This window comes from Streptomyces sp. NPDC058576 (assembly GCF_042718715.1).
Classification (GTDB): domain Bacteria; phylum Actinomycetota; class Actinomycetes; order Streptomycetales; family Streptomycetaceae; genus Streptomyces.
Genome location: NZ_JBHXPF010000049.1, coordinates 1 through 21,903 on the forward strand (window position 1 = coordinate 1; position 21,903 = coordinate 21,903).

Sequence of the window (21,903 nt, forward strand, 5' to 3'; positions counted from 1 at the left end):
GGCGGGGACCCGAAGGTTCCCGCCCGCCCGGCGGCACGTTTCTGCAGTGGGGCCCGGCCCCGCTCGCTCAGCTCTCGTCGTGGGAGACCGCACGGCGCGCGTCCGCGTCCAGCACGCCCCAGCTGATGAGCTGTTCCGTGAGCACGGACGGCGACTGGTCATAGATCACGGCGAGCGTGCGCAGGTCGTCCTGGCGGATCGAGAGCACCTTGCCGTTGTAGTCACCGCGCTGGCTCTGGATGGTCGCCGCGTAGCGCTGCAGCGGACCGGCCTTCTCCGGCGGGACGTGGGCGAGGCGCTCCAGGTCCAGGACGAGCTTCGGCGGCGGCTCGGCGGCTCCGCCGGGCGTCGTGCCGGGCAGCAGCTCCTGCACCGGGACCCCGTAGAAATCCGCCAGCTCGGCGAGGCGCTGCACGGTCACGGCGCGGTCGCCGCGCTCGTACGAACCGACCACGACGGCCTTCCAGCGACCCTGGGACTTCTCCTCCACGCCGTGGAGGGAAAGGCCCTGCTGGGTGCGGATGGCACGGAGTTTGGCCCCGAGCTGTTTTGCGTATTCGCTGGACATATGGCTCCCCGGACGCTGGAACAGTGTGCGGCTCCGCCGCGTGGCTGGTAACTCACTGTGAGGTTACGCAGCGTTACTTGGATGCGTCAAGCCGAATGGTCCGGACCGGCACCTCCCGGGGGCGGGGCCGGCGCCGAGCACAAGCCCTGGTAGCGTGGATGACGCAATTTCGACGTCCTTTAACGATCCGTCCCGTGAGGCGGAGAAGGAGGTCCGTTTCTTATGGACGCACAGCACGACGACACCGGCAACGCGGCGCGCCCCGTTCTCGAGGCCCCCGACATCGCCCGTGTTCTGACCCGTATCGCCCACGAGATCGTCGAACGCGCCAAGGGCGCCGACGACGTGGTGCTGCTCGGCATCCCGACCCGGGGCGTCTTCCTCGCCCGTCGGCTCGCCGACAAACTCGAACAGATCACCGGCCGGAAGACGCCGGTCGGATCGCTCGACATCACCATGTACCGCGACGACCTGCGGCTGCGCCCGGCGCGCGCCCTGGCCCGCACCGACATCCCCGGCGAGGGGATCGAGGGCAGCCTGGTCGTCCTGGTCGACGACGTGCTCTTCTCCGGCCGCACGATCCGCGCCGCCCTCGACGCGCTCGGCGACATCGGCCGCCCCCGCGCGGTGCAGCTCGCGGTCCTCGTCGACCGCGGCCACCGGGAACTCCCGATCCGCGCGGACTACGTCGGCAAGAACCTCCCCACGTCGCTGCGGGAGACGGTCAAGGTCCAGCTCGCCGAGGAGGACGGCCGCGACGCCGTGCTGCTGGGCGTCAAGCAGGCCGCCCCCGCGGACCCGCAGTAGCCCGATCCCTCCCGTACGTCCTCCCGGGGCCGTACGGCCGCTCCTGCGCGCCCGCACGCCTGAAACTCCCTCCAGCCACCCGGAGAACCCCCAGATGAAGCGTCACCTCATCTCGGCCGCCGACCTCACCCGCGACGACGCCGTCCTGATCCTCGACACCGCCGAGGAGATGGCCCGGGTCGCGGACCGGCCGATCAAGAAGCTCCCGACCCTCCGCGGCCGTACCGTCGTCAACCTCTTCTTCGAGGACTCGACCCGTACCCGCATCTCCTTCGAGGCGGCCGCCAAGCGGCTGTCCGCCGACGTCATCAACTTCTCCGCCAAGGGCTCCTCCGTCTCCAAGGGCGAGTCCCTGAAGGACACCGCGCTCACCCTGGAGGCGATGGGCGCCGACGCCGTCGTCATCCGGCACGGCGCCTCCGGTGCCCCCTACCGGCTCGCCACCTCCGGCTGGATCGACGGGGCCGTGGTCAACGCCGGCGACGGCACCCACGAGCACCCCACCCAGGCCCTGCTGGACGCCTTCACGATGCGCCGCCGGCTCGTCGGCCCGGACGCCGGGCTCGGCCGCGACCTGGACGGCCGCCGCATCACGATCGTCGGCGACATCCTGCACAGCCGCGTGGCCCGCTCCAACGTCCACCTGCTGACCACGCTCGGCGCGCACGTCACCCTGGTGGCCCCGCCCACCCTCGTCCCCGTGGGCGTCGAGAAGTGGCCCTGCGACGTCAGCTACAGCCTCGACGACGTGCTGGCGAAGTCCGATGCGGTGATGATGCTGCGTGTGCAGCGCGAACGGATGAACGCCGCCTACTTCCCGACCGAGCGTGAATACGCCCGCCGCTACGGCCTGGACGGCGAGCGGATGGCGAAGATGCCCGAACACGCCATCGTCATGCACCCCGGCCCGATGGTCCGCGGCATGGAGATCACCGCCGAGGTCGCCGACTCCGACCGCTGCACGGTCGTCGAGCAGGTCGCCAACGGCGTCTCCATCCGCATGGCCGTGCTCTACCTGCTGCTCGGCGGCTCCGACACCGCGCTGTCCGCCGCCCCCGCCCGTACCGAGGAGAACAAGTAACCATGAGCAAGATCATTGTCCGCGGTGCGCGGATCCTCGGCGGCGAGCCCGGGGACGTCCTGATCGACGGCGAGACCATCGCCGAGGTCGGCACCGGCATCGACGCCGCCGGCGCCACCGTGATCGAGGCCGAAGGCCAGATCCTGCTGCCCGGCCTGGTCGACCTGCACACCCATCTGCGCGAGCCCGGCCGCGAGGACTCCGAGACCGTCCTCACCGGCACCAAGGCCGCGGCCGTCGGCGGCTTCACCGCCGTCCACGCCATGGCCAACACCTTCCCCGTCGCCGACACCGCCGGCGTCGTCGAGCAGGTCTGGCGGCTCGGCAAGGAGTCCGGCTACTGCGACGTCCAGCCCGTCGGCGCCGTCACCGTCGGCCTGGCGGGCAAGCAGCTCGCCGAGCTCGGCGCGATGCACGACTCCGCCGCCGGGGTGAAGGTCTTCTCCGACGACGGCAAGTGCGTCGACGACGCGGTGATCATGCGCCGCGCCCTGGAGTACGTGAAGGCCTTCGACGGCGTCGTCGCCCAGCACGCCCAGGAGCCCCGCCTCACCGAGGGCGCCCAGATGAACGAGGGCATCGTCTCGGCCGAGCTGGGACTCGGCGGCTGGCCCGCCGTCGCCGAGGAGTCGATCATCGCGCGCGACGTGCTCCTCGCCGCCCACGTCGGCTCCCGCGTCCACATCTGCCACCTCTCCACCGCCGGCTCCGTGGAGATCGTCCGCTGGGCCAAGTCCAAGGGCTGGAACGTCACCGCCGAGGTCACCCCGCACCACCTCCTCCTCACCGACGAGCTGGTCCGCACCTACAACCCGGTCTACAAGGTGAACCCGCCGCTGCGCACCGAGGCCGACGTCCTGGCCCTGCGCGAGGCCCTCGCCGACGGCACGATCGACTGCGTCGCCACCGACCACGCCCCGCACCCGCACGAGGACAAGGACTGCGAGTGGGCCGCGGCCGCCATGGGGATGGTGGGCCTGGAGACCGCGCTCTCGGTCGTCCAGCAGACGATGGTGGACACCGGCCTGATGGACTGGGCGGGCGTCGCCGACCGCATGTCCTTCCGCCCGGCGGCCATCGGCCGGCTCGACGGACACGGCCGCCCCGTCTCGGCGGGTGAGCCCGCCAACCTCACTCTGGTCGATCCGGCATACCGTGGAGCCGTGGACCCCGCGGGCTTCGCGTCCCGCAGCCGCAACACCCCCTACGAGGGCCGTGAGCTGCCGGGCCGTGTCACCCACACCTTCCTGCGGGGCCGTGCCACGGTCGTCGACGGGAAGCTCGCGTGACAACTCTTACCCCCCTGTACCAGCTGGCCGCCGAACAGAAGTCGGCGGAAGTGACGGACTGGGCCGCCCGCATCGCCTGGGTGATCGGCCTCTTCGTCTTCGTCGCCCTCGTCTACTGGCTCATGCGCCAGGGCTGGAAGTGGCGCGCCAGCCTCCAGTCCGATCTGCCGGAGCTCCCCGCCACTCCCGAGGGCTTCGCCGACGACGAGACCCTGCTGACGCTCCAGGGGCGCTACCACGCCTCCACCACCGCCGGGCAGTGGCTCGACCGGATCGTCGCGCACGGCCTCGGCACCCGCAGCCGTACCGAGCTCACCCTCACCGCCCGCGGCCTGGACGTCGTACGCCCCGGAGCGGCCGACTTCTTCATCCCGGCCGACGCCCTGCGCGAGGCCCGTCTCGACCAGGCGCTCGCGGGCAAGGTCCTCCCCGAGGGCGGCCTGCTGATCATCACCTGGGAGCACGGCGAGACGATGATCGACTCCGGCTTCCGCTCCGACCGCGCCGCCGAGCACCAGGCCTGGGTCGAAGCCGTCAACCGGCTCGCCGGCGCCCCGGCCGCCGCGGAACTCACCAGCACCACCACTACGGAAGGCACCGCACGATGACCCTCTCCACCCGGGGGGCACAGACCCCCGCCGTACTCGTCCTGGAGGACGGTCGCGCCTTCCGCGGCCGTGCCTACGGGGCCGTGGGGGAGACCTTCGGCGAAGCGGTGTTCTCCACCGGCATGACCGGCTACCAGGAAACGCTGACCGACCCCTCGTACCACCGCCAGGTCGTCGTCATGACGGCCCCGCACGTCGGCAACACCGGCGTCAACGACGAGGACCCCGAGTCCGGCCGCATCTGGGTCTCCGGCTACGTCGTCCGCGACCCCGCCCGCAAGCCCTCCAACTGGCGCTCCCAGCGCTCGCTCGACGAGGAGCTGGCGGCCCAGGGCGTCGTCGGCATCAGCGGCGTCGACACCCGCGCCCTCACCCGCCATCTGCGCGAGCGCGGCGCGATGCGCGTCGGGATCTTCTCCGGCGAGGCCATCCCCGACGAGGGCACCCTCCTCGCCAAGGTCCGCCAGGCCCCCGAGATGACCGGCGCCGACCTCTCCACCGAGGTCGCCACCAAGGAGGCGTACGTCGTCCCCGCGATCGGCACGAAGAAGTTCACCGTCGCCGCGATCGACCTCGGCATCAAGGGCATGACCCCCCACCGGATGGCCGAACGCGGCATCGAGGTGCACGTCCTGCCCGCCACCGCCACCCTGGAGGAGGTGTACGCGGTGAAGCCCGACGGCGTCTTCTTCTCCAACGGCCCCGGGGACCCGTCCACCGCCGACCACCCGGTCGCCCTCATGCGCGGCGTACTGGAGCGCTCCACCCCGCTCTTCGGCATCTGCTTCGGCAACCAGATCCTCGGCCGCGCGCTCGGCTTCGGCACCTACAAGCTGAAGTACGGCCACCGCGGCATCAACCAGCCGGTGCAGGACCGCACCACCGGCAAGGTCGAGGTCACCGCGCACAACCACGGCTTCGCCGTCGACGCCCCGCTGGACCGGGTGTCGGACACGGAGTTCGGCCGCGCCGAGGTCTCCCACGTCTGCCTGAACGACCAGGTGGTCGAGGGCCTCCAGCTCCTGGACCGGCCCGCCTTCAGCGTCCAGTACCACCCCGAGGCGGCCGCGGGCCCGCACGACGCCGCGTACCTCTTCGACCGCTTCGTTTCCCTGATGGAGGGCCAGCGTGCCTAAGCGCTCCGATATCCAGTCCGTCCTGGTCATCGGCTCCGGTCCGATCGTCATCGGCCAGGCCGCCGAGTTCGACTACTCCGGCACCCAGGCCTGCCGCGTTCTCAAGGCCGAGGGCCTGCGCGTCATCCTGGTGAACTCCAACCCGGCGACGATCATGACCGACCCGGAGATCGCCGACGCCACCTACGTCGAGCCGATCACCCCCGAGTTCGTCGAGAAGATCATCGCCAAGGAGCGCCCCGACGCGCTCCTGCCCACCCTCGGCGGCCAGACCGCGCTGAACACCGCGATCTCCATGCACGACAACGGCGTGCTGGAGAAGTACGGCGTCGAGCTCATCGGCGCCAACGTCGAGGCGATCAACAAGGGCGAGGACCGCGACCTCTTCAAGGGCGTCGTCGAGGCCGTCAAGGAGAAGATCGGCTACGGCGAGTCCGCCCGCTCCGTCATCTGCCACACCATGGACGACGTCATCGCCGGCGTCGACACCCTCGGCGGCTACCCCGTCGTCGTGCGCCCCTCCTTCACCATGGGCGGCGCCGGCTCCGGCTTCGCCCACGACGAGGAGGAGCTGCGCCGCATCGCCGGACAGGGCCTCACGCTCTCCCCGACCACCGAGGTGCTCCTGGAGGAGTCCATCCTCGGCTGGAAGGAGTACGAGCTGGAGCTGATGCGCGACCGGAACGACAACGTCGTGGTCGTCTGCTCCATCGAGAACTTCGACCCGATGGGCGTCCACACCGGCGACTCGATCACCGTCGCCCCGGCCATGACGCTCACCGACCGCGAGTACCAGCGGCTGCGCGACGTCGGCATCGCGATCATCCGCGAGGTCGGCGTCGACACCGGCGGCTGCAACATCCAGTTCGCCATCGACCCGGCCGACGGCCGCGTCATCGTCATCGAGATGAACCCGCGCGTCTCCCGCTCCTCGGCGCTCGCCTCCAAGGCCACCGGCTTCCCGATCGCCAAGATCGCGGCCAAGCTGGCCGTCGGCTACACCCTGGACGAGATCCCCAACGACATCACCGAGAAGACGCCGGCCTCCTTCGAGCCGACCCTCGACTACGTCGTCGTCAAGGCCCCGCGCTTCGCCTTCGAGAAGTTCCCCTCCGCCGACTCCACCCTCACCACCACCATGAAGTCGGTGGGCGAGGCCATGGCGATCGGCCGGAACTTCACCGAGGCCCTCCAGAAGGCCCTGCGCTCGCTGGAGAAGAAGGGCTCGCAGTTCGCCTTCACCGGCCCGGTCGGCGACAAGGCCGAGCTGCTCGCGGAAGCGGTCCGCCCCACCGACGGCCGGATCAACACCGTCATGCAGGCCATCCGCGCCGGAGCCACCCAGGAAGAGGTCTTCGACGCCACGAAGATCGACCCGTGGTTCGTCGACCAGCTCTTCCTGATCAAGGAGATCGCGGACGAGCTGGCCTCCGCCGAGCGCCTGGACGCCGACCTGATCGCCGAGGCCAAGCGGCACGGCTTCTCCGACGCCCAGATCGGCGAGATCCGCGGGCTGCGCGAGGACGTCGTCCGCGAGGTCCGGCACGCGCTGGGCATCCGCCCGGTCTACAAGACCGTTGACACGTGTGCCGCCGAGTTCGCCGCGAAGACGCCGTACTTCTACTCCTCTTACGACGAGGAGAGCGAGGTCGCGGCCCGCACCAAGCCGGCCGTGATCATCCTCGGCTCGGGCCCCAACCGCATCGGCCAGGGCATCGAGTTCGACTACTCCTGTGTGCACGCCTCCTTCGCCCTGAGCGACGCGGGCTACGAGACCGTCATGGTCAACTGCAACCCGGAGACCGTCTCCACCGACTACGACACCTCCGACCGGCTCTACTTCGAGCCGCTCACCCTGGAGGACGTCCTGGAGATCGTGCACGCCGAATCGCTGGCGGGCCCGATCGCCGGCGTCATCGTGCAGCTCGGCGGCCAGACCCCGCTCGGCCTCTCCCAGGCGCTCAAGGACAACGGCGTGCCGGTCGTCGGCACCTCCCCGGAGGCCATCCACGCCGCCGAGGACCGCGGCGCCTTCGGCCGGGTCCTCGCCGAGGCCGGACTGCCCGCGCCCAAGCACGGCACCGCCACCACCTTCGGCGAGGCCAAGGCCATCGCCGACGAGATCGGCTACCCCGTCCTGGTCCGGCCGAGTTACGTCCTCGGCGGCCGCGGCATGGAAATCGTGTACGACGAGACGCGCCTCGCCTCGTACATCTCCGAGTCCACCGAGATCAGCCCCACCCGGCCGGTCCTGGTCGACCGCTTCCTCGACGACGCCATCGAGATCGACGTGGACGCCCTCTACGACGGCCACGAGCTCTACCTCGGCGGCGTCATGGAGCACATCGAGGAGGCCGGCATCCACTCCGGCGACTCGGCCTGCGCCCTGCCCCCGATCACCCTCGGCGGCTTCGACATCAAGCGGCTGCGCGCCTCCACCGAGGGCATCGCCAAGGGTGTCGGCGTGCTCGGACTGATCAACATCCAGTTCGCGCTCTCCGGCGACATCCTCTACGTCCTCGAAGCCAACCCGCGCGCCTCCCGCACGGTCCCCTTCACCTCGAAGGCCACCGCCGTCCCGCTCGCCAAGGCCGCCGCCCGCATCTCGCTGGGCGCGACCATCGCCGAGCTGCGCGAGGAGGGCCTGCTGCCGAAGACCGGCGACGGCGGCACCCTGCCGCTGGACGCGCCGATCTCCGTCAAGGAGGCCGTGATGCCGTGGTCGCGCTTCCGCGACATCCACGGCCGGGGCGTCGACACGGTCCTCGGCCCGGAGATGCGCTCCACCGGCGAGGTCATGGGCATCGACTCGGTCTTCGGCACGGCGTACGCCAAGTCGCAGGCCGGGGCGTACGGCCCGCTGCCCACCAAGGGCCGCGCGTTCATCTCGGTCGCCAACCGGGACAAGCGCTCGATGATCTTCCCGGCCCGCGAGCTGGTCGCCCACGGCTTCGAGCTGATGGCCACCTCCGGCACCGCCGAGGTCCTCAAGCGCAACGGCATCAACGCCACCGTCGTGCGCAAGCAGTCCGAGGGCCCCGGCCCGGGCGGCGAGAAGACCATCGTCCAGCACATCCACGACGGCGAGGTCGACCTCATCGTCAACACGCCGTACGGCACCGGCGGCCGGCTCGACGGCTACGACATCCGCACCGCGGCCGTCGCCCGCTCCGTACCGTGCCTGACCACGGTCCAGGCGCTCGCCGCCGCCGTCCAGGGCATCGACGCCCTCAACCACGGCGACGTCGGCGTCCGTTCCCTTCAGGAACACGCGGAACACTTGACCGCGGCCCGCGACTAGCCGCCCGGAGAGGGGGACACCGGAAACGGTGTCCCCCTCTTTGCGAGCCCCGTCGAGCACCCCGAGCACCGAGGACATCTCTCCATGTACAAGCTCTTCTTCCGGCTGGTCTTCACGCGGATGGACCCCGAGCGGGCCCACTACGCCGCCTTCCGCTGGATCCGCCTCGCCGCCCGGATCCCCGTCCTGCGCACCTTCGTCGCCGCCGCCCTCGCCCCGCGCTTCAAGGAGCTGCGCACCGAGGCCCTCGGCCTGCGGATGCACGGCCCCTTCGGCCTCGCCGCCGGCTTCGACAAGAACGCCGTGGCGATCGACGGCATGGCGATGCTCGGCTTCGACCACATCGAGATCGGCACCGTCACCGGCGAACCGCAGCCCGGCAACCCCAAGAAGCGCCTCTTCCGGCTCGTCGCGGACCGTGCGCTGATCAACCGCATGGGCTTCAACAACGAGGGCTCCGCCGCCGTCGCCGCCCGCCTCGCCGCCCGTAACCCGGTCTTCCGCACCACGGTCGGCGTCAACATCGGCAAGACCAAGGTCGTGCCCGAGGCCGAGGCCGCCGCCGACTACGTGAAGTCCACCGAGGCGCTGGCCGCCCACGCCGACTACCTGGTCGTCAACGTCTCCTCGCCCAACACCCCCGGCCTGCGCAACCTCCAGGCCACCGAGTCGCTGCGCCCGCTGCTCACCGCCGTCCGCGAGGCCGCCGACCGCACCGTCACCACCCGGCGCGTCCCGCTGCTCGTCAAGATCGCGCCGGACCTCGCGGACGAGGACGTCGACGCCGTCGCCGACCTCGCCGTGGAGCTGGGCCTGGACGGCATCATCGCCACCAACACCACCATCGCCCGCGAGGGCCTGGGCCTGAAGTCCGGCCCGGAGCTGCTGGGGGAGACCGGCGGACTCTCCGGCGCGCCTCTCAAGGAGCGCTCGCTGGAGGTCCTGAGCCGCCTGTACGCCCGCGTGGGGGACCGGATCACCCTGGCGGGCGTCGGGGGCGTCGAGAACGCCGAGGACGCCTGGCAGCGCATCCTCGCCGGCGCCACCCTCGTCCAGGGCTACAGCGCCTTCGTCTACGAAGGTCCTTTCTACGCCCGCGCGATCCACAAGGGTCTCGCCGCCCGGCTCGCCACCTCCCCGTACGCCACCCTCGCCGAGGCCGTCGGCGCCGAGACCCGGAAGAAGGCCGCCCTGTGACGCTCGAACCCTTCGGCGCCCGTCTGCGCCACGCCATGGACACCCGCGGGCCGCTCTGCGTCGGCATCGACCCGCACACCTCGCTGCTCACCTCCTGGGGGCTGAACGACGACATCGCCGGCCTGGAGCGCTTCACCCGGACCGTCGTGGAGGCGCTGGCCGACCGGGTCGCCGTCCTCAAGCCGCAGTCGGCGTTCTTCGAGCGCTTCGGCTCGCGCGGCGTCGCCGTCCTGGAGAAGGCCGTCGAGGAGGCCCGGGCGGCCGGTGCGCTCGTCCTGATGGACGCCAAGCGCGGCGACATCGGCTCCACCATGGCCGCCTACGCCGCGACCTACCTGGACAAGGACTCGCCGCTCTTCTCGGACGCGGTGACGGTCTCCCCGTACCTGGGCTTCGGCTCGCTGCGCCCGGCGCTGGACGCCGCCGCCGTCTCCGGCGCGGGGGTCTTCGTCCTCGCCCTCACCTCCAACCCGGAGGGCGCCGAGGTCCAGCGGGCCACGGCCGCCGACGGGCGCTCGCTCGCCCAGCTGATGCTCGACCACATGGCGGCGGAGAACGAGGGAGCGACTCCGCTCGGCTCCGTCGGCGCGGTGGTCGGCGCGACGCTCGGCGACGCGGGGGCGGACCTGGCGATCAACGGGCCGCTCCTCGCGCCCGGCATCGGCGCCCAGGGGGCCACTCCGGCGGATCTTCCGGGAGTCTTCGGCGAGGCGGTCGGCAACGTGGTGCCCAGCGTCAGCCGGGGCGTGCTGCGCCACGGTCCGGACGCGTCCGGGCTGCGCGAAGCCGCCGAGCGGTTCGCGGACGAGGTCCGCGGGGCCGTATCCGGCAGCTGACCCTGACACGTTTACAGCGTGTTGACGAATTACTGACGAGAAACCTGGTCGATATGTCGGGAAAATCCTGGTCGGCCACAGCTGACCAGGACTTTTCGTCTGTTCTCGCTGACTACAGCGGCCCTTGCCGCTAGTCTCCGTCGAAGAGCGGCCGAGCACAGTGTGTTCGTCGCTCACCTGGTGGGGTGGCGTCCAGCTTCCCCGCCGGTCCGTATCCGACAGATCGACATCCGAGGTGACGTAGGCGTGGCTCTTCCGCCCCTTACCCCTGAACAGCGCGCAGCCGCGCTCGAAAAGGCCGCCGCGGCTCGCCGGGAGCGGGCCGAGGTCAAGAATCGACTCAAGCACTCCGGCGCCTCCCTCCACGAGGTCATCAAGCAGGGCCAGGAGAACGACGTCATCGGGAAGATGAAGGTCTCCGCACTGCTGGAATCCCTGCCGGGCGTCGGCAAGGTCCGCGCCAAGCAGATCATGGAGCGTCTCGGCATCTCCGAGAGCCGCCGGGTCAGGGGTCTTGGCTCCAACCAGATCGCATCCCTGGAGCGTGAGTTCGGCGGCAGCCCCGCCTGACGTTCTCAGGCACTCCTGAGAGCGGGGATAATCGCCCCATGGCTGCAACATCCCGGGGGACGTCCCCCGTACCCCCGGACGTACGTCCGCGGCTGACCGTGCTCTCCGGCCCCTCGGGGGTCGGCAAGAGCACGGTCGTCGCTCATATGCGCTCCGTGCACCCCGAGGTCTGGCTCTCCGTGTCGGCGACGACGCGCAAGCCGCGCCCCGGGGAGCGCAACGGTGTGCACTACTTCTTCGTGGACGACGAGGAGTTCGACAAGCTCGTCGCCAACGGCGAACTGCTGGAGTGGGCCGAGTTCGCGGGCAACCGCTACGGCACGCCCCGGCGCGCCGTGCTGGACCGCCTGGAGACGGGTGAGCCGGTCCTGCTGGAGATCGACCTCCAGGGCGCCCGGCTGGTCCGCCAGTCGATGGACGACGCGCGCCTGGTCTTCCTGGCCCCGCCGAGCTGGGAGGAGCTGGTGCGCCGGCTCACCGGCCGGGGCACCGAGGCCCCCGAGGTCATCGAGCGCCGGCTCGCCGCCGCCAAGGTCGAACTGGCCGCCGAGGCGGAGTTCGATACGACGCTCGTCAACACCTCCGTCGAGGACGTGGCACGCGAGCTGCTAGCCTTGATGCTTCAGGCTTAGATCTCCGTGATCGTTCAGATCCCCTGATCTTTGATCTACACCCCCTTCGGAAGGCAGAGAGTGTCCTCTTCCATCACCACGCCCGAGGGCATCATCAACCCGCCGATTGATGAGCTCCTCGAGGCCACCGACTCGAAGTACAGCCTGGTGATCTACGCGGCCAAGCGCGCCCGTCAGATCAACGCGTACTACTCGCAGCTCGGTGAAGGCCTCCTCGAGTACGTCGGTCCGCTCGTCGACACCCACGTGCACGAGAAGCCGCTGTCGATCGCGCTCCGCGAGATCAACGCCGGCCTGCTGACCTCCGAGGCCATCGAGGGCCCCGCGCAGTAACGCAGCGGCACCAAGGCACCTTCACTCCAGGCCCGGCGGCCCGTCCGCCGGGCCTGAGGTGTGTCCGGGGCCGGGTGAACGCGTTCCACGCGGTGAGGCAGCATGGGACCCACACGTTGCCGTGAGGTTGCCGAGTGCGGGGAGACGCAGTGGACAAGCCGAAGGTGGTCCTGGGGGTCAGCGGGGGCATCGCCGCCTACAAGGCGTGCGAGCTGCTGCGCCGGCTGACCGAGTCCGGCCACGACGTACGGGTCGTCCCGACCGCCGCGTCGCTGCATTTCGTGGGAGCGGCCACCTGGTCGGCGCTCTCCGGCCACCCGGTGTCCGACGAGGTCTGGCAGGACGTCCACGAGGTCCCGCACGTGCGGATCGGGCAGGGCGCCGACCTGGTCGTGGTCGCCCCGGCCACCGCGGACATGCTGGCCAAGGCCGCCCACGGGCTCGCCGACGACCTGCTCACCAACACGCTCCTGACCGCCCGCTGTCCGGTGGTCTTCGCCCCCGCCATGCACACCGAGATGTGGGAGCACCCCGCCACCCAGGAGAACGTCGCCACCCTGCGCCGCCGGGGCGCCGTCGTCATCGAGCCCGCCGTCGGGCGGCTCACCGGCGTCGACACGGGCAAGGGCCGGCTGCCCGATCCGGGCGAGATCTTCGAGGTCTGCCGCCGGGTGCTGGCGCGCGGGGTCACCGCACCCGACCTCGCGGGCCGCCACGTGGTGATCAGCGCCGGCGGCACGCGCGAGCCGCTCGACCCGGTGCGCTTCCTGGGCAACCGTTCCTCCGGCAAGCAGGGCTACGCGCTGGCGCGTACCGCGGTGGCCCGGGGGGCCCGGGTCACCCTGATCGAGGCCAACACCGGGCTGCCCGACCCGGCCGGGGCCGACGTCCTGCGGGTCGGCACGGCCGTCCAGCTGCGCGAGGCCGTGCTGAAGGCCGCCCCCGACGCGGACGTCGTGGTGATGGCGGCCGCGGTGGCCGACTTCCGCCCCGCCGAGTACGCCACCGGCAAGATCAAGAAGAAGGACGGCGAGGAGGCGCCCACGGTCGCCCTGGTCCGTAACCCCGACATCCTCGCCGAGGTCTCCGCCGAGCGGGTACGGCCGGACCAGATCGTCGTCGGATTCGCCGCCGAGACCGACGACGTGCTGGCCAACGGCCGCGCGAAGCTCCGCCGCAAGGGCTGCGACCTTCTCGTGGTCAACGAGGTGGGGGAGCGCAGGACCTTCGGCTCGGAGCAGAACGAAGCGGTCGTCCTCGCCGCCGACGGCCAGGAGACGCCGGTGCCGTACGGCCCCAAGGAATCGCTTGCCGACACGGTCTGGGATCTGGTTTCTGTCAGGTTCCAGCCGAATTCATCATCCACCCTCCGGGCGAACCAAATCACCCCATAAGCCCTGAAATGGCGGCCGAGAAGGGTGGATTGTCCTACTGGTGCCCTGTGTGGCGCACATCACGAACCTCCCAAAGGGCGAGACACCTGGCCCGGCCGCCGGATGTGACCGATAAACTGGCCGACGGTACGCACCGAGCGCAGCTCTCGGACGTACCACCCATGATCAGCCAGCAGCCGCTGCAACCCCAGGGAGCGATGTGTCCCGCCGTCTCTTCACCTCGGAATCCGTCACCGAGGGTCACCCCGACAAGATCGCTGACCAGATCAGCGACACGATTCTCGACGCGCTCCTGCGCGAGGACCCCTCCTCGCGCGTCGCCGTCGAGACCTTGATCACCACCGGTCTGGTGCATGTCGCGGGCGAGGTCACCACCAAGGCCTACGCCGACATCCCCAACCTCGTGCGCAACAAGGTTCTGGAGATCGGTTACGACTCCTCCAAAAAGGGCTTCGACGGTGCTTCCTGTGGCGTCTCGGTGTCGATCGGCGCCCAGTCGCCGGACATCGCCCAGGGCGTCGACACCGCTTATGAGAAGCGGGTCGAGGGCGATGAGGACGAGCTCGACAAGCAGGGCGCGGGCGACCAGGGCCTGATGTTCGGCTACGCCTGCGACGAGACCCCGGAGCTCATGCCGCTCCCGATCCACATCGCGCACCGCCTCTCCCGGCGGCTGTCCGAGGTGCGCAAGAACGGGACCATCCCCTACCTGCGTCCCGACGGCAAGACCCAGGTCACCATCGAGTACGACGGTGACAAGGCGGTCCGGCTGGACACGGTGGTCGTCTCCTCGCAGCACGCCTCCGACATCGACCTGGACTCGCTGCTCGCGCCCGACATCCGCGAGTTCGTCGTCGAGCACGTGCTCACGCAGCTCGTCGAGGACGGCATCAAGCTGGACACCGAGGGCTACCGCCTCCTGGTGAACCCGACCGGGCGCTTCGAGATCGGCGGCCCGATGGGCGACGCCGGCCTCACCGGCCGCAAGATCATCATCGACACCTACGGCGGCATGGCCCGCCACGGTGGCGGCGCCTTCTCGGGCAAGGACCCGTCCAAGGTCGACCGCTCCGCCGCGTACGCGATGCGCTGGGTCGCGAAGAACGTGGTCGCCGCCGGTCTTGCCGCGCGCTGCGAGGTGCAGGTCGCGTACGCGATCGGCAAGGCCGAGCCCGTCGGACTCTTCGTCGAGACCTTCGGCACCGCCGCGGTCGACACCGAGAAGATCGAGAACGCGATCGCCGAGGTCTTCGACCTCCGCCCGGCCGCGATCATCCGGGACCTCGACCTGCTCCGCCCGATCTACGCCCAGACCGCTGCCTACGGCCACTTCGGCCGTGAGCTGCCGGACTTCACCTGGGAGCGCACGGACCGCGTGGACGCGCTGCGCGCGGCCGCGGGTCTGTGAGGGCCGTAAGGCATCAGCGGTAAGCGACAGCGGGGCCCGGACACCGAGCGCGGTGGCCGGGCCCCGCTGCCGTGCTCCCGCGACTGTCCGTGCTCTCTGGTAGGAATTCAGCTGTGAGCAGCGAGAACGAGCAGTCCGCCGAACCCGGTGCCGGGGCGCCGGAGCAGCTTGCGCTGATCCGGGAGACCGTGCGCCGGGCGAAGGTGCCGCGCGCCAAGCCGCGGACCTGGCGCGGCGCGGCCCTCGCCGGGGAACTGCCCGTCGCCCGCGTCCTGGTCAACAAGGGGGTCCTCCACCTCGACCAGTATTTCGACTACGCGGTGCCTCAGGAGCTGGACGCCGACGCCCAGCCGGGCGTCCGGGTGCGGGTCCGGTTCGGGGCCGGCGGGCGCAACGTCCAGGGCGGGCGGCGCGAGGGCGGCGGCTTGATCGACGGCTTCATCGTCGAGCGCCGCGCCGACTCCGACTACCGGGGAGCGCTGGCCGCCCTCGCCTCCGTGGTCTCCCCGGAGCCGGTCCTCGGGCCCGAGCTGCTCGCGCTCTGCCGCGCTGTCGCCGACCGGTACGCCGGGAGCCTCGCCGACGTCCTCCAGCTGGCCGTCCCGCCGCGCAACGGCCGCGCGGAGTCCAAGCCCTCCCCGGACCCGCTGCCCCCGCCCCGGCCGCCGGACCCGGGCACCTGGGAGCGGTACGGCCAGGGCCCGGCCTTCCTGCGCGCACTGGCCGAGGGCGGTGCGCCGCGCGCCGTGTGGACCGCCCTGCCCGGACCGCACTGGCCCGCCGAGATCGCCGGGGCCGTCGCGGCGACGCTCTCCTCCGGGCGCGGCGCACTCGTCGTCGTCCCGGACGGGCGGGCCGCCGGACGGGTCGACGCGGCCCTGACCGAAGCGCTCGGCACGGGCCGGCACGCCCTGCTGACCGCCGACTCCGGCCCCGAGAAGCGCTACCGCCAGTGGCTCGCGGTACGCCGGGGTTCGGTGCGGGCGGTCGTGGGCACCCGGGCCGCCATGTTCGCCCCCGTCCAGGACCTCGGGCTCGTCGTCGTCTGGGACGACGGCGACTCCAGCCACAGCGACGACAACGCCCCCTTCCCACATGTCCGCGAGGTCCTGGAGCTGCGGGCGGCACAGGGCCGGTGCGGCTTCCTGCTCGGCGGGATCAGCTGCACGGTCGAGGCCGCCCAGCTCGTGGAGAGCGGCTGGGCGCTGCCGCTCCTCGCGGACCGCGAGCGGCTGCGCCGGGCCGCGCCCCTCATCCGCACCGTCGGGGACGGCGAGCTGGCCCGGGACGGCGCCGCCCGCTCCGCCCGGCTGCCCAGCCTCGCCTGGGGGGCCGTGCGCGACGGCCTGCGCACCGGCCCGGTGCTGATCCAGGTGCCCCGCAGGGGGTACGCCCCCCGCCTCGCCTGCGAACGCTGCCGCGCGCCCGCCCGCTGCCGGCACTGCGCGGGGCCCCTCGAAGCCCCGGACCAGCAGGATCTGAACTGCGCCTGGTGCGGGCGGGCCGAGCGGGCCTGGCAGTGCGCGGAGTGCGCCTCCACCCGGCTGCGGGCCCGGATCGTCGGCGCCCGCCGCACCGCGGAGGAGCTGGGCCGGGCCTTTCCCGCCGTGCCCGTCCGCACCTCGGGGCGCGACCACATCCTCGACGCGGTGCCCGATGCCCCGGCCCTGGTCGTCTCCACGCCCGGCGCGGAGCCCGTCGCCGAGGGCGGGTATGCGGCGGCCCTGCTCCTGGACGGCTGGGCCATGCTCGGGCGGCCCGATCTGCGCGCGGGGGAGGAGGCGCTGCGCCGGTGGCTGGCGGTGGGCTCGCTGGTGCGGGGCCAGGAGGAGGGCGGCACGGTCGTGATCGTGGCGGAGCCCACGGAGCGTGCGGTGCAGGCGCTGGTCCGCTGGGATCCGGCGGGCTTCGCCCGGCGGGAGCTGGCGGAGCGGGCCGAGCTGGGCTTTCCGCCGGTCTCCCGGATGGCCTCGGCGACCGGCCCGCCCGAGGCTCTGGCCGCGTTCCTGCGGACCGCCGGGCTGCCGCCGGAGGCGGAGATCCTGGGGCCGGTGCCGGCCCCTTCGGCCGCACCCGGGAGAGCCCGCAGGCCGGGGGACGCGCCGCCGGGCGAGACCTGGGAGCGCGCCCTGATCCGGGTGGTCCCGGGGCGTGGGGCGGCGCTCGCCCGGGCCCTGAAGACGGCCCTCGCGACCCGTACGGCCAAGGGCGCGAACGAGCCGATACGCATCAGGATCGACCCGCCCGACATCGGCTGAGCCGGCGGGTCGGCCACCCGTCGGGCCGACGGGCCCGGCATCGGCGGAGCCTCTCCGGGCCGTGGGCCCGGACAGGAGACTGCCCCGCCGTGCGACCGGCACGGTGGGGCAGAGGGGCGGCGTACGGTCAGCCGTTGCGGGGGCCCGGGAAGGCGCTGGGGCGCAGCTCCTCGCGGGCCGGCTGCTGGACCGCCGACGCCTGCGGCGGCATCGAGCGGGCCGCCGGGACCGAGGGCACCGGGGAGCCGGACCCTCCGGCGGAGGCCGCGGCGAGGCCGGTGCCGACGGACACCGGGCGTGACACGGGTGTGGCCTCGCCGCCCGTCTCGGCGGCGGGCTGCGGGGCGGCGCGGCGTGTTCCGTAGCGACGGTGCACGGCCTGCTTGGTGACCCCGAGGGCGGAGCCCACCGCGTCCCAGGAGAAGCCCAGCGAGCGGTCGAAGTCCACCGCGGCCGTGACCAGGGTCTCGACGCTGTCCCGCAGTTCCTGCGCGAGGCGGACGGTGGGGGCCGGGGCCCTGCCGTAGACGACGAAGCCCGCGGAAGGGCCGGAGCGGCGCGGACGGTAGACGTTGCCCAGCTGGGCGGTGAGGGTGCGCAGCGCGTCCACCTGCCGCCTGACCCGCTCGATGTCCCGCACCAGAAGATGCAGACTGGCCCGCGCTTGGGCGTCGTGCGTTGCGTGGTCGGCCATGAAGAAGCCTCTCGAACCGGCGTTGAAAGGGATCGGGCCGCGTGGGGGCGGCCCGCTTCGGTCAATCTCCTTTGACCAACGCCCGAGCCGGGTATGTGGTCACGCTATCGGGGCGTATGTGCATATGCACGGGGCGTGCGCGGCGCGCGTACGCCCCCTGGTCGCCGCCCCCGTACAAGGGAGCGGCCGGACCCTGATCGGCCGGGCACCCCGGGGACTGTCCGGCTCTGACCCGCCGGACACACCCTAGACTGGTGTGCTGCTCGTCACCGTACGTCTTGGCCCGAGAGGCAGTCAGCCACCCATGAAGCTCGTCTTCGCCGGCACCCCCGAAGTCGCCGTCCCCGCCCTGGACGCCCTGATCGCCTCCGACCGCCATGAGGTGGCCGCCGTCGTGACCCGTCCCGACGCCCCCGCCGGGCGGGGCCGCCGACTCGTCGCGAGCCCGGTGGCCGAGCGGGCGGAGGAGGCCGGGATCGAGGTGCTCAAGCCCGCCAGGCCCCGGGACGAGGAGTTCCTGGCCCGGCTGCGCGAGATCGCCCCGGACTGCTGCCCGGTCGTCGCCTACGGAGCCCTGCTGCCCAAGGTCGCCCTCGACGTGCCCGCCCGGGGCTGGGTGAACCTGCACTTCTCGCTGCTGCCCGCCTGGCGGGGCGCTGCCCCCGTGCAGCACTCCCTGATGGCCGGGGACGAGGTGACCGGCGCGTCGACCTTCCTGATCGAGGAGGGCCTGGACTCCGGCCCGGTCTACGGCGTCCTCACCGAGGAGATCCGCCCCACCGACACCAGCGGCGACCTGCTCACCCGGCTCGCCTTCGCCGGGGCCGGGCTGCTCGCCGCCACGATGGACGGCATCGAGGACGGCACGCTGCACGCCGTGCCCCAGCCCCACGACGGCATCACCCTGGCCCCGAAGATCACCGTCGAGGACGCCCAGGTCCAGTGGTCCGCGCCCGCGCTGCGGGTCGACCGGGTGGTGCGCGGCTGCACCCCGGCCCCCGGCGCCTGGACCCTGTTCCGCGGCGAGCGGCTCAAGCTGATCCAGGCCGCGCCGGTCCTGGACCGCACGGACCTGGCCCCCGCCGAGCTGTCGGCCGCCAAGAACAACGTGTACGTGGGCACCGGTTCGCACGCGGTGGAGCTGCTCTGGGTCCAGCCGCAGGGCAAGAAGCCGATGCGGGCCGCCGACTGGGCGCGCGGCGTCCGGATCGCCCACGGCGAGCTGCTGGGCCTGTAGAGCGGGCTGCTGGGTCCGCAGCGGGGCGCGCGAGGCCCCGGGACGCGGCGTTCCAGGGGCCCGGGACCGCGACAACAGGGCCCCGGGCCGCCGTTCGGGCGCGCGGGGAGAGCGACGTACGCTGGGAGGGTTCGCCCCTCTCACCATCAGCGGAGCACCTTTCACGTGAACGACCAGCCGCGTCGCCGTCCCGCCAGGCCCCACCGCCGTCCGCAGAAGGACCCGGTCCGTTTCCTCGCCTTCGAGGCGCTGAGGGCCGTCGACGAGCGTGACGCGTACGCCAACCTCGTGCTGCCGCCGCTGCTGAAGAAGGCCCGCGCCAAGGGCGACTTCGACGGCCGGGACGCGGCGCTGGCGACCGAGCTGGTCTACGGGACGCTGCGCCGCCAGGGCACGTACGACGCGATCGTGGCGGCCTGCATCGACCGGCCGCTGCGCGAGGTCGACCCGCCGGTCCTCGACGTCCTGAACATGGGCGTCCACCAGCTGCTCGGCACCCGTATCCCCACCCACGCGGCCGTCTCCGCCAGTGTGGAGCTGGCCCGTGTGGTGCTGGGGGAGGGGCGTGCGAAGTTCGTCAACGCGGTGCTGCGCAAGGTCACCGCGCACGACCTCGACGGCTGGGTGGAGAAGGTCGCCCCGCCGTACGACGAGGACGCCGAGGACCACCTCGCCGTCGTCCACTCCCACCCCCGCTGGATCGTCACCGCCCTCTGGGACGCGCTGGGCGGCGGCCGGGCGGGCATCGAGGACCTCCTCGAAGCCGACAACGAGCGGCCCGAGGTGACCCTGGTCGCCCGCCCCGGCCGCTCCACCACCGACGAGCTGGTCAAGGCCCTCGGCGAGGACAACTCCCTGCCCGGCCGCTGGTCCCCGTACGCCGTCCGGATGGCCGAGGGCGGCGAGCCCGGCGCGCTGGAAGCCGTCCAGGAGAGCCGGGCGGGCGTCCAGGACGAGGGCAGTCAGCTCGTCGCCGCCGCCCTGGCCGCCGCACCCGTCGAGGGCAGCGACGCCCGCTGGCTGGACGGCTGCGCGGGCCCGGGCGGCAAGGCCGCCCTGCTCGCGGCGCTCGCCGCCGAGCGCGGCGCGACCCTGCTCGCCGCCGAGAAGCAGCCGCACCGCGCCCGGCTGGTCGAGCGCGCGCTCGCCGGCAACCCCGGCCCGTACCAGGTGATCACCGCCGACGGCACCCGCCCGCCATGGCTGCCCGGCACGTTCGACCGCATCCTGATGGACGTGCCGTGCTCGGGCCTGGGCGCGCTGCGCCGCCGCCCGGAGTCCCGCTGGCGCCGCCGCGCCGAGGACCTGGAGGCCTTCGCCCCGCTCCAACGCGGCCTGCTGCGCGAGGCGTTGAAGGCCGTGCGGGTCGGCGGCGTGGTCGGCTACGCCACCTGCTCGCCGCATCTCGCGGAGACCCGGGTGGTCGTCGAGGACGTGCTGAAGGGCCGGGGCGGCGAGCCGGTGGAGGCGGAGTGGATCGACGCCCGTCCGCTGATGCCCGGGGTGCCCGCCCTGGGCGACGGCCCCGACGTCCAGCTCTGGCCGCATCTGCACGGCACCGACGCGATGTATCTGGCTCTGCTGCGCCGGACCGGCTGAATATCGCCGCGTCAGTGGGCCTGCCCGTACGGCAAAAGAAAAGTAAAGCGCTGGCAAAATGCGCAGAATGTGCGGACTGTGATGGCCGTGTGAGGCTTCGAAGGGCATCGAGGCGGGGAACCGGCCTCGGACGTGGCAGGCTTGGGTCATGGCGCAGATCAACCCCAGCATCCTGTCCGCCGATTTCGCGCGTCTCGCCGAGGAGGCGAAGGCCGTCGAGGGCGCGGACTGGCTCCACGTCGATGTCATGGACAACCACTTCGTGCCCAACCTGACCCTCGGCGTGCCGATCGTCGAGGCGCTCAGCAAGGCCACGGACACCCCGCTGGACTGCCACCTCATGATCGAGGACGCGGACCGCTGGGCCCCGAGTTACGTGGAAGCGGGGGCCGGTTCCGTCACCTTCCACGCGGAGGCCGCGGCGGCTCCGGTGCGCCTGGCGCGGGAGATCCGGGCGAAGGGGGCGCGCGCCTCGATGGCGCTGAAGCCCGCGACGCCCATCGAGCCGTACGAGGACCTGCTCCCCGAGCTGGACATGCTGCTGATCATGACGGTCGAGCCGGGCTTCGGCGGTCAGGCCTTCCTGGACATCATGCTGCCGAAGATCCGCCGGACCCGGGAGCTGATCAGCAAGCACGGTCTCGAACTGTGGCTCCAGGTCGACGGCGGGGTCTCGGCCACCACCATCGAGCGGTGCGCCGAGGCCGGCGCCGACGTCTTCGTGGCCGGATCCGCGGTCTACGGAGCGGCGGACCCGGCGGCGGCCGTCCGCGCGCTGCGGGCGCAGGCGGACGCGGTCACGGCCGTCGCCCCCTGGGCATGCGGCCACTGAACCAAGGGCAGATGAACGCGGCCCGACAGGGCCGATCAAGGATCGCCGGATCTGACAGGATGAACGGCGTATCGGGCGTGTGAACAGCAGTGAGGAGATCGCGGTGTCTGGCATCTCGGCGGG

The 21,903-nt window shown here is 72.1% G+C and carries 19 protein-coding genes; 17 read left to right on the forward strand and 2 right to left on the reverse strand.

The genetic code is table 11. From position 1 onward, the window contains the following. Nucleotides 1-67: 67 nt before the first annotated feature. A complete protein-coding gene (gene bldD, locus ACFWRV_RS27590; protein WP_006123181.1) occupies nt 68-568 on the reverse strand; it encodes a transcriptional regulator BldD in 501 nt (166 codons plus the stop codon). A 222-nt stretch (nt 569-790) separates the two neighbouring features. Between bldD and pyrR the strand changes: the two genes are divergently transcribed. The 14 genes from pyrR (at nt 791) to ACFWRV_RS27660 (ending at nt 17,418) form a co-directional block, all read left to right on the forward strand. Next, the gene (pyrR, locus tag ACFWRV_RS27595; protein ID WP_384338433.1) at nt 791-1,375 is read left to right on the forward strand and encodes a bifunctional pyr operon transcriptional regulator/uracil phosphoribosyltransferase PyrR; all 585 of its coding nucleotides are present in this window, start codon (nt 791-793) and stop codon (nt 1,373-1,375) included. A gap of 94 nt (nt 1,376-1,469) precedes the next feature. Continuing rightward, nucleotides 1,470-2,456 (forward strand): aspartate carbamoyltransferase catalytic subunit, encoded by a 987-nt coding sequence (locus ACFWRV_RS27600; protein ID WP_384338434.1) that lies wholly within the window; start codon nt 1,470-1,472, stop codon nt 2,454-2,456. A gap of 2 nt (nt 2,457-2,458) precedes the next feature. Further along, nucleotides 2,459-3,745 carry a dihydroorotase gene (locus ACFWRV_RS27605; RefSeq protein ID WP_384338435.1) on the forward strand — a complete coding sequence of 429 codons (1,287 nt, stop codon included), beginning with the start codon at nt 2,459-2,461 and terminating at the stop codon, nt 3,743-3,745. Continuing rightward, a complete protein-coding gene (locus tag ACFWRV_RS27610; protein WP_384338436.1) occupies nt 3,742-4,353 on the forward strand; it encodes a hypothetical protein in 612 nt (203 codons plus the stop codon). The genes ACFWRV_RS27605 and ACFWRV_RS27610 overlap by 4 nt, the downstream gene beginning before the upstream one ends. Then, nucleotides 4,350-5,489 carry a glutamine-hydrolyzing carbamoyl-phosphate synthase small subunit gene (gene carA / locus ACFWRV_RS27615; RefSeq protein ID WP_384338437.1) on the forward strand — a complete coding sequence of 380 codons (1,140 nt, stop codon included), beginning with the start codon at nt 4,350-4,352 and terminating at the stop codon, nt 5,487-5,489. The genes ACFWRV_RS27610 and carA overlap by 4 nt, the downstream gene beginning before the upstream one ends. After that, nucleotides 5,482-8,790, forward strand: a complete 3,309-nt coding sequence (gene carB, locus ACFWRV_RS27620; protein ID WP_384338438.1) for a carbamoyl-phosphate synthase large subunit — start codon at nt 5,482-5,484, stop codon at nt 8,788-8,790. Before carA ends, carB begins: the two co-directional genes overlap by 8 nt. An 84-nt stretch (nt 8,791-8,874) precedes the next feature. Next, on the forward strand, nt 8,875-9,987 hold the full coding sequence (locus tag ACFWRV_RS27625; protein WP_384338439.1) for a quinone-dependent dihydroorotate dehydrogenase: 1,113 nt from the start codon (nt 8,875-8,877) through the stop codon (nt 9,985-9,987). Further along, a complete protein-coding gene (pyrF, locus tag ACFWRV_RS27630; RefSeq protein ID WP_384338440.1) occupies nt 9,984-10,823 on the forward strand; it encodes an orotidine-5'-phosphate decarboxylase in 840 nt (279 codons plus the stop codon). Before ACFWRV_RS27625 ends, pyrF begins: the two co-directional genes overlap by 4 nt. A 246-nt stretch (nt 10,824-11,069) precedes the next feature. Continuing rightward, nucleotides 11,070-11,393, forward strand: coding sequence for an integration host factor (locus ACFWRV_RS27635; protein WP_003970367.1), 324 nt, complete (start codon nt 11,070-11,072; stop codon nt 11,391-11,393). Between the two features lie 38 nt (nt 11,394-11,431). Continuing rightward, the gene (gmk, locus tag ACFWRV_RS27640; RefSeq protein WP_384338441.1) at nt 11,432-12,025 is read left to right on the forward strand and encodes a guanylate kinase; all 594 of its coding nucleotides are present in this window, start codon (nt 11,432-11,434) and stop codon (nt 12,023-12,025) included. A 60-nt stretch (nt 12,026-12,085) separates the two neighbouring features. Next, nucleotides 12,086-12,358: a DNA-directed RNA polymerase subunit omega gene (rpoZ, locus tag ACFWRV_RS27645; RefSeq protein WP_003970369.1), complete on the forward strand. Its 273-nt coding sequence runs from the start codon at nt 12,086-12,088 to the stop codon at nt 12,356-12,358. 149 nt (nt 12,359-12,507) lie between these two features. Then, nucleotides 12,508-13,752, forward strand: coding sequence for a bifunctional phosphopantothenoylcysteine decarboxylase/phosphopantothenate--cysteine ligase CoaBC (gene coaBC, locus ACFWRV_RS27650; protein WP_384338442.1), 1,245 nt, complete (start codon nt 12,508-12,510; stop codon nt 13,750-13,752). Between the two features lie 199 nt (nt 13,753-13,951). Then, nucleotides 13,952-15,160, forward strand: a complete 1,209-nt coding sequence (metK, locus tag ACFWRV_RS27655; RefSeq protein WP_384338443.1) for a methionine adenosyltransferase — start codon at nt 13,952-13,954, stop codon at nt 15,158-15,160. Between the two features lie 113 nt (nt 15,161-15,273). Beyond that, on the forward strand, nt 15,274-17,418 hold the full coding sequence (locus ACFWRV_RS27660) for a primosomal protein N' (protein WP_384338444.1): 2,145 nt from the start codon (nt 15,274-15,276) through the stop codon (nt 17,416-17,418). Nucleotides 17,419-17,545: 127 nt separating this feature from the next. Here ACFWRV_RS27660 and ACFWRV_RS27665 read toward each other — a convergent pair whose 3' ends face one another. Further along, nucleotides 17,546-18,112, reverse strand: a complete 567-nt coding sequence (locus tag ACFWRV_RS27665; protein ID WP_384338445.1) for a hypothetical protein — start codon at nt 18,110-18,112, stop codon at nt 17,546-17,548. A 304-nt stretch (nt 18,113-18,416) separates the two neighbouring features. On the opposite strand from ACFWRV_RS27665, the gene fmt reads away from it, so the two are divergent. The 3 genes from fmt (at nt 18,417) to rpe (ending at nt 21,780) form a co-directional block, all read left to right on the forward strand. Continuing rightward, nucleotides 18,417-19,349 (forward strand): methionyl-tRNA formyltransferase, encoded by a 933-nt coding sequence (gene fmt, locus ACFWRV_RS27670; RefSeq protein ID WP_384338446.1) that lies wholly within the window; start codon nt 18,417-18,419, stop codon nt 19,347-19,349. A 165-nt stretch (nt 19,350-19,514) separates the two neighbouring features. Next, nucleotides 19,515-20,948 carry an RsmB/NOP family class I SAM-dependent RNA methyltransferase gene (locus tag ACFWRV_RS27675; protein WP_384338447.1) on the forward strand — a complete coding sequence of 478 codons (1,434 nt, stop codon included), beginning with the start codon at nt 19,515-19,517 and terminating at the stop codon, nt 20,946-20,948. Between the two features lie 148 nt (nt 20,949-21,096). Next, nucleotides 21,097-21,780, forward strand: a complete 684-nt coding sequence (rpe, locus tag ACFWRV_RS27680) for a ribulose-phosphate 3-epimerase (protein ID WP_384338448.1) — start codon at nt 21,097-21,099, stop codon at nt 21,778-21,780. Nucleotides 21,781-21,903: the final 123 nt, after the last annotated feature.

Coding starts and splice junctions, on each gene's coding strand:
- bldD (WP_006123181.1), bottom strand. CDS start 568: ATGTCCAGCGAATACGCAAAACAGCTCGGGGCCAAACTCCGTGCCATC.
- pyrR (WP_384338433.1), top strand. CDS start 791: ATGGACGCACAGCACGACGACACCGGCAACGCGGCGCGCCCCGTTCTC.
- ACFWRV_RS27600 (WP_384338434.1), top strand. CDS start 1,470: ATGAAGCGTCACCTCATCTCGGCCGCCGACCTCACCCGCGACGACGCC.
- ACFWRV_RS27605 (WP_384338435.1), top strand. CDS start 2,459: ATGAGCAAGATCATTGTCCGCGGTGCGCGGATCCTCGGCGGCGAGCCC.
- carA (WP_384338437.1), top strand. CDS start 4,350: ATGACCCTCTCCACCCGGGGGGCACAGACCCCCGCCGTACTCGTCCTG.
- ACFWRV_RS27625 (WP_384338439.1), top strand. CDS start 8,875: ATGTACAAGCTCTTCTTCCGGCTGGTCTTCACGCGGATGGACCCCGAG.
- gmk (WP_384338441.1), top strand. CDS start 11,432: ATGGCTGCAACATCCCGGGGGACGTCCCCCGTACCCCCGGACGTACGT.
- ACFWRV_RS27665 (WP_384338445.1), bottom strand. CDS start 18,112: ATGGCCGACCACGCAACGCACGACGCCCAAGCGCGGGCCAGTCTGCAT.
- fmt (WP_384338446.1), top strand. CDS start 18,417: ATGAAGCTCGTCTTCGCCGGCACCCCCGAAGTCGCCGTCCCCGCCCTG.
- rpe (WP_384338448.1), top strand. CDS start 21,097: ATGGCGCAGATCAACCCCAGCATCCTGTCCGCCGATTTCGCGCGTCTC.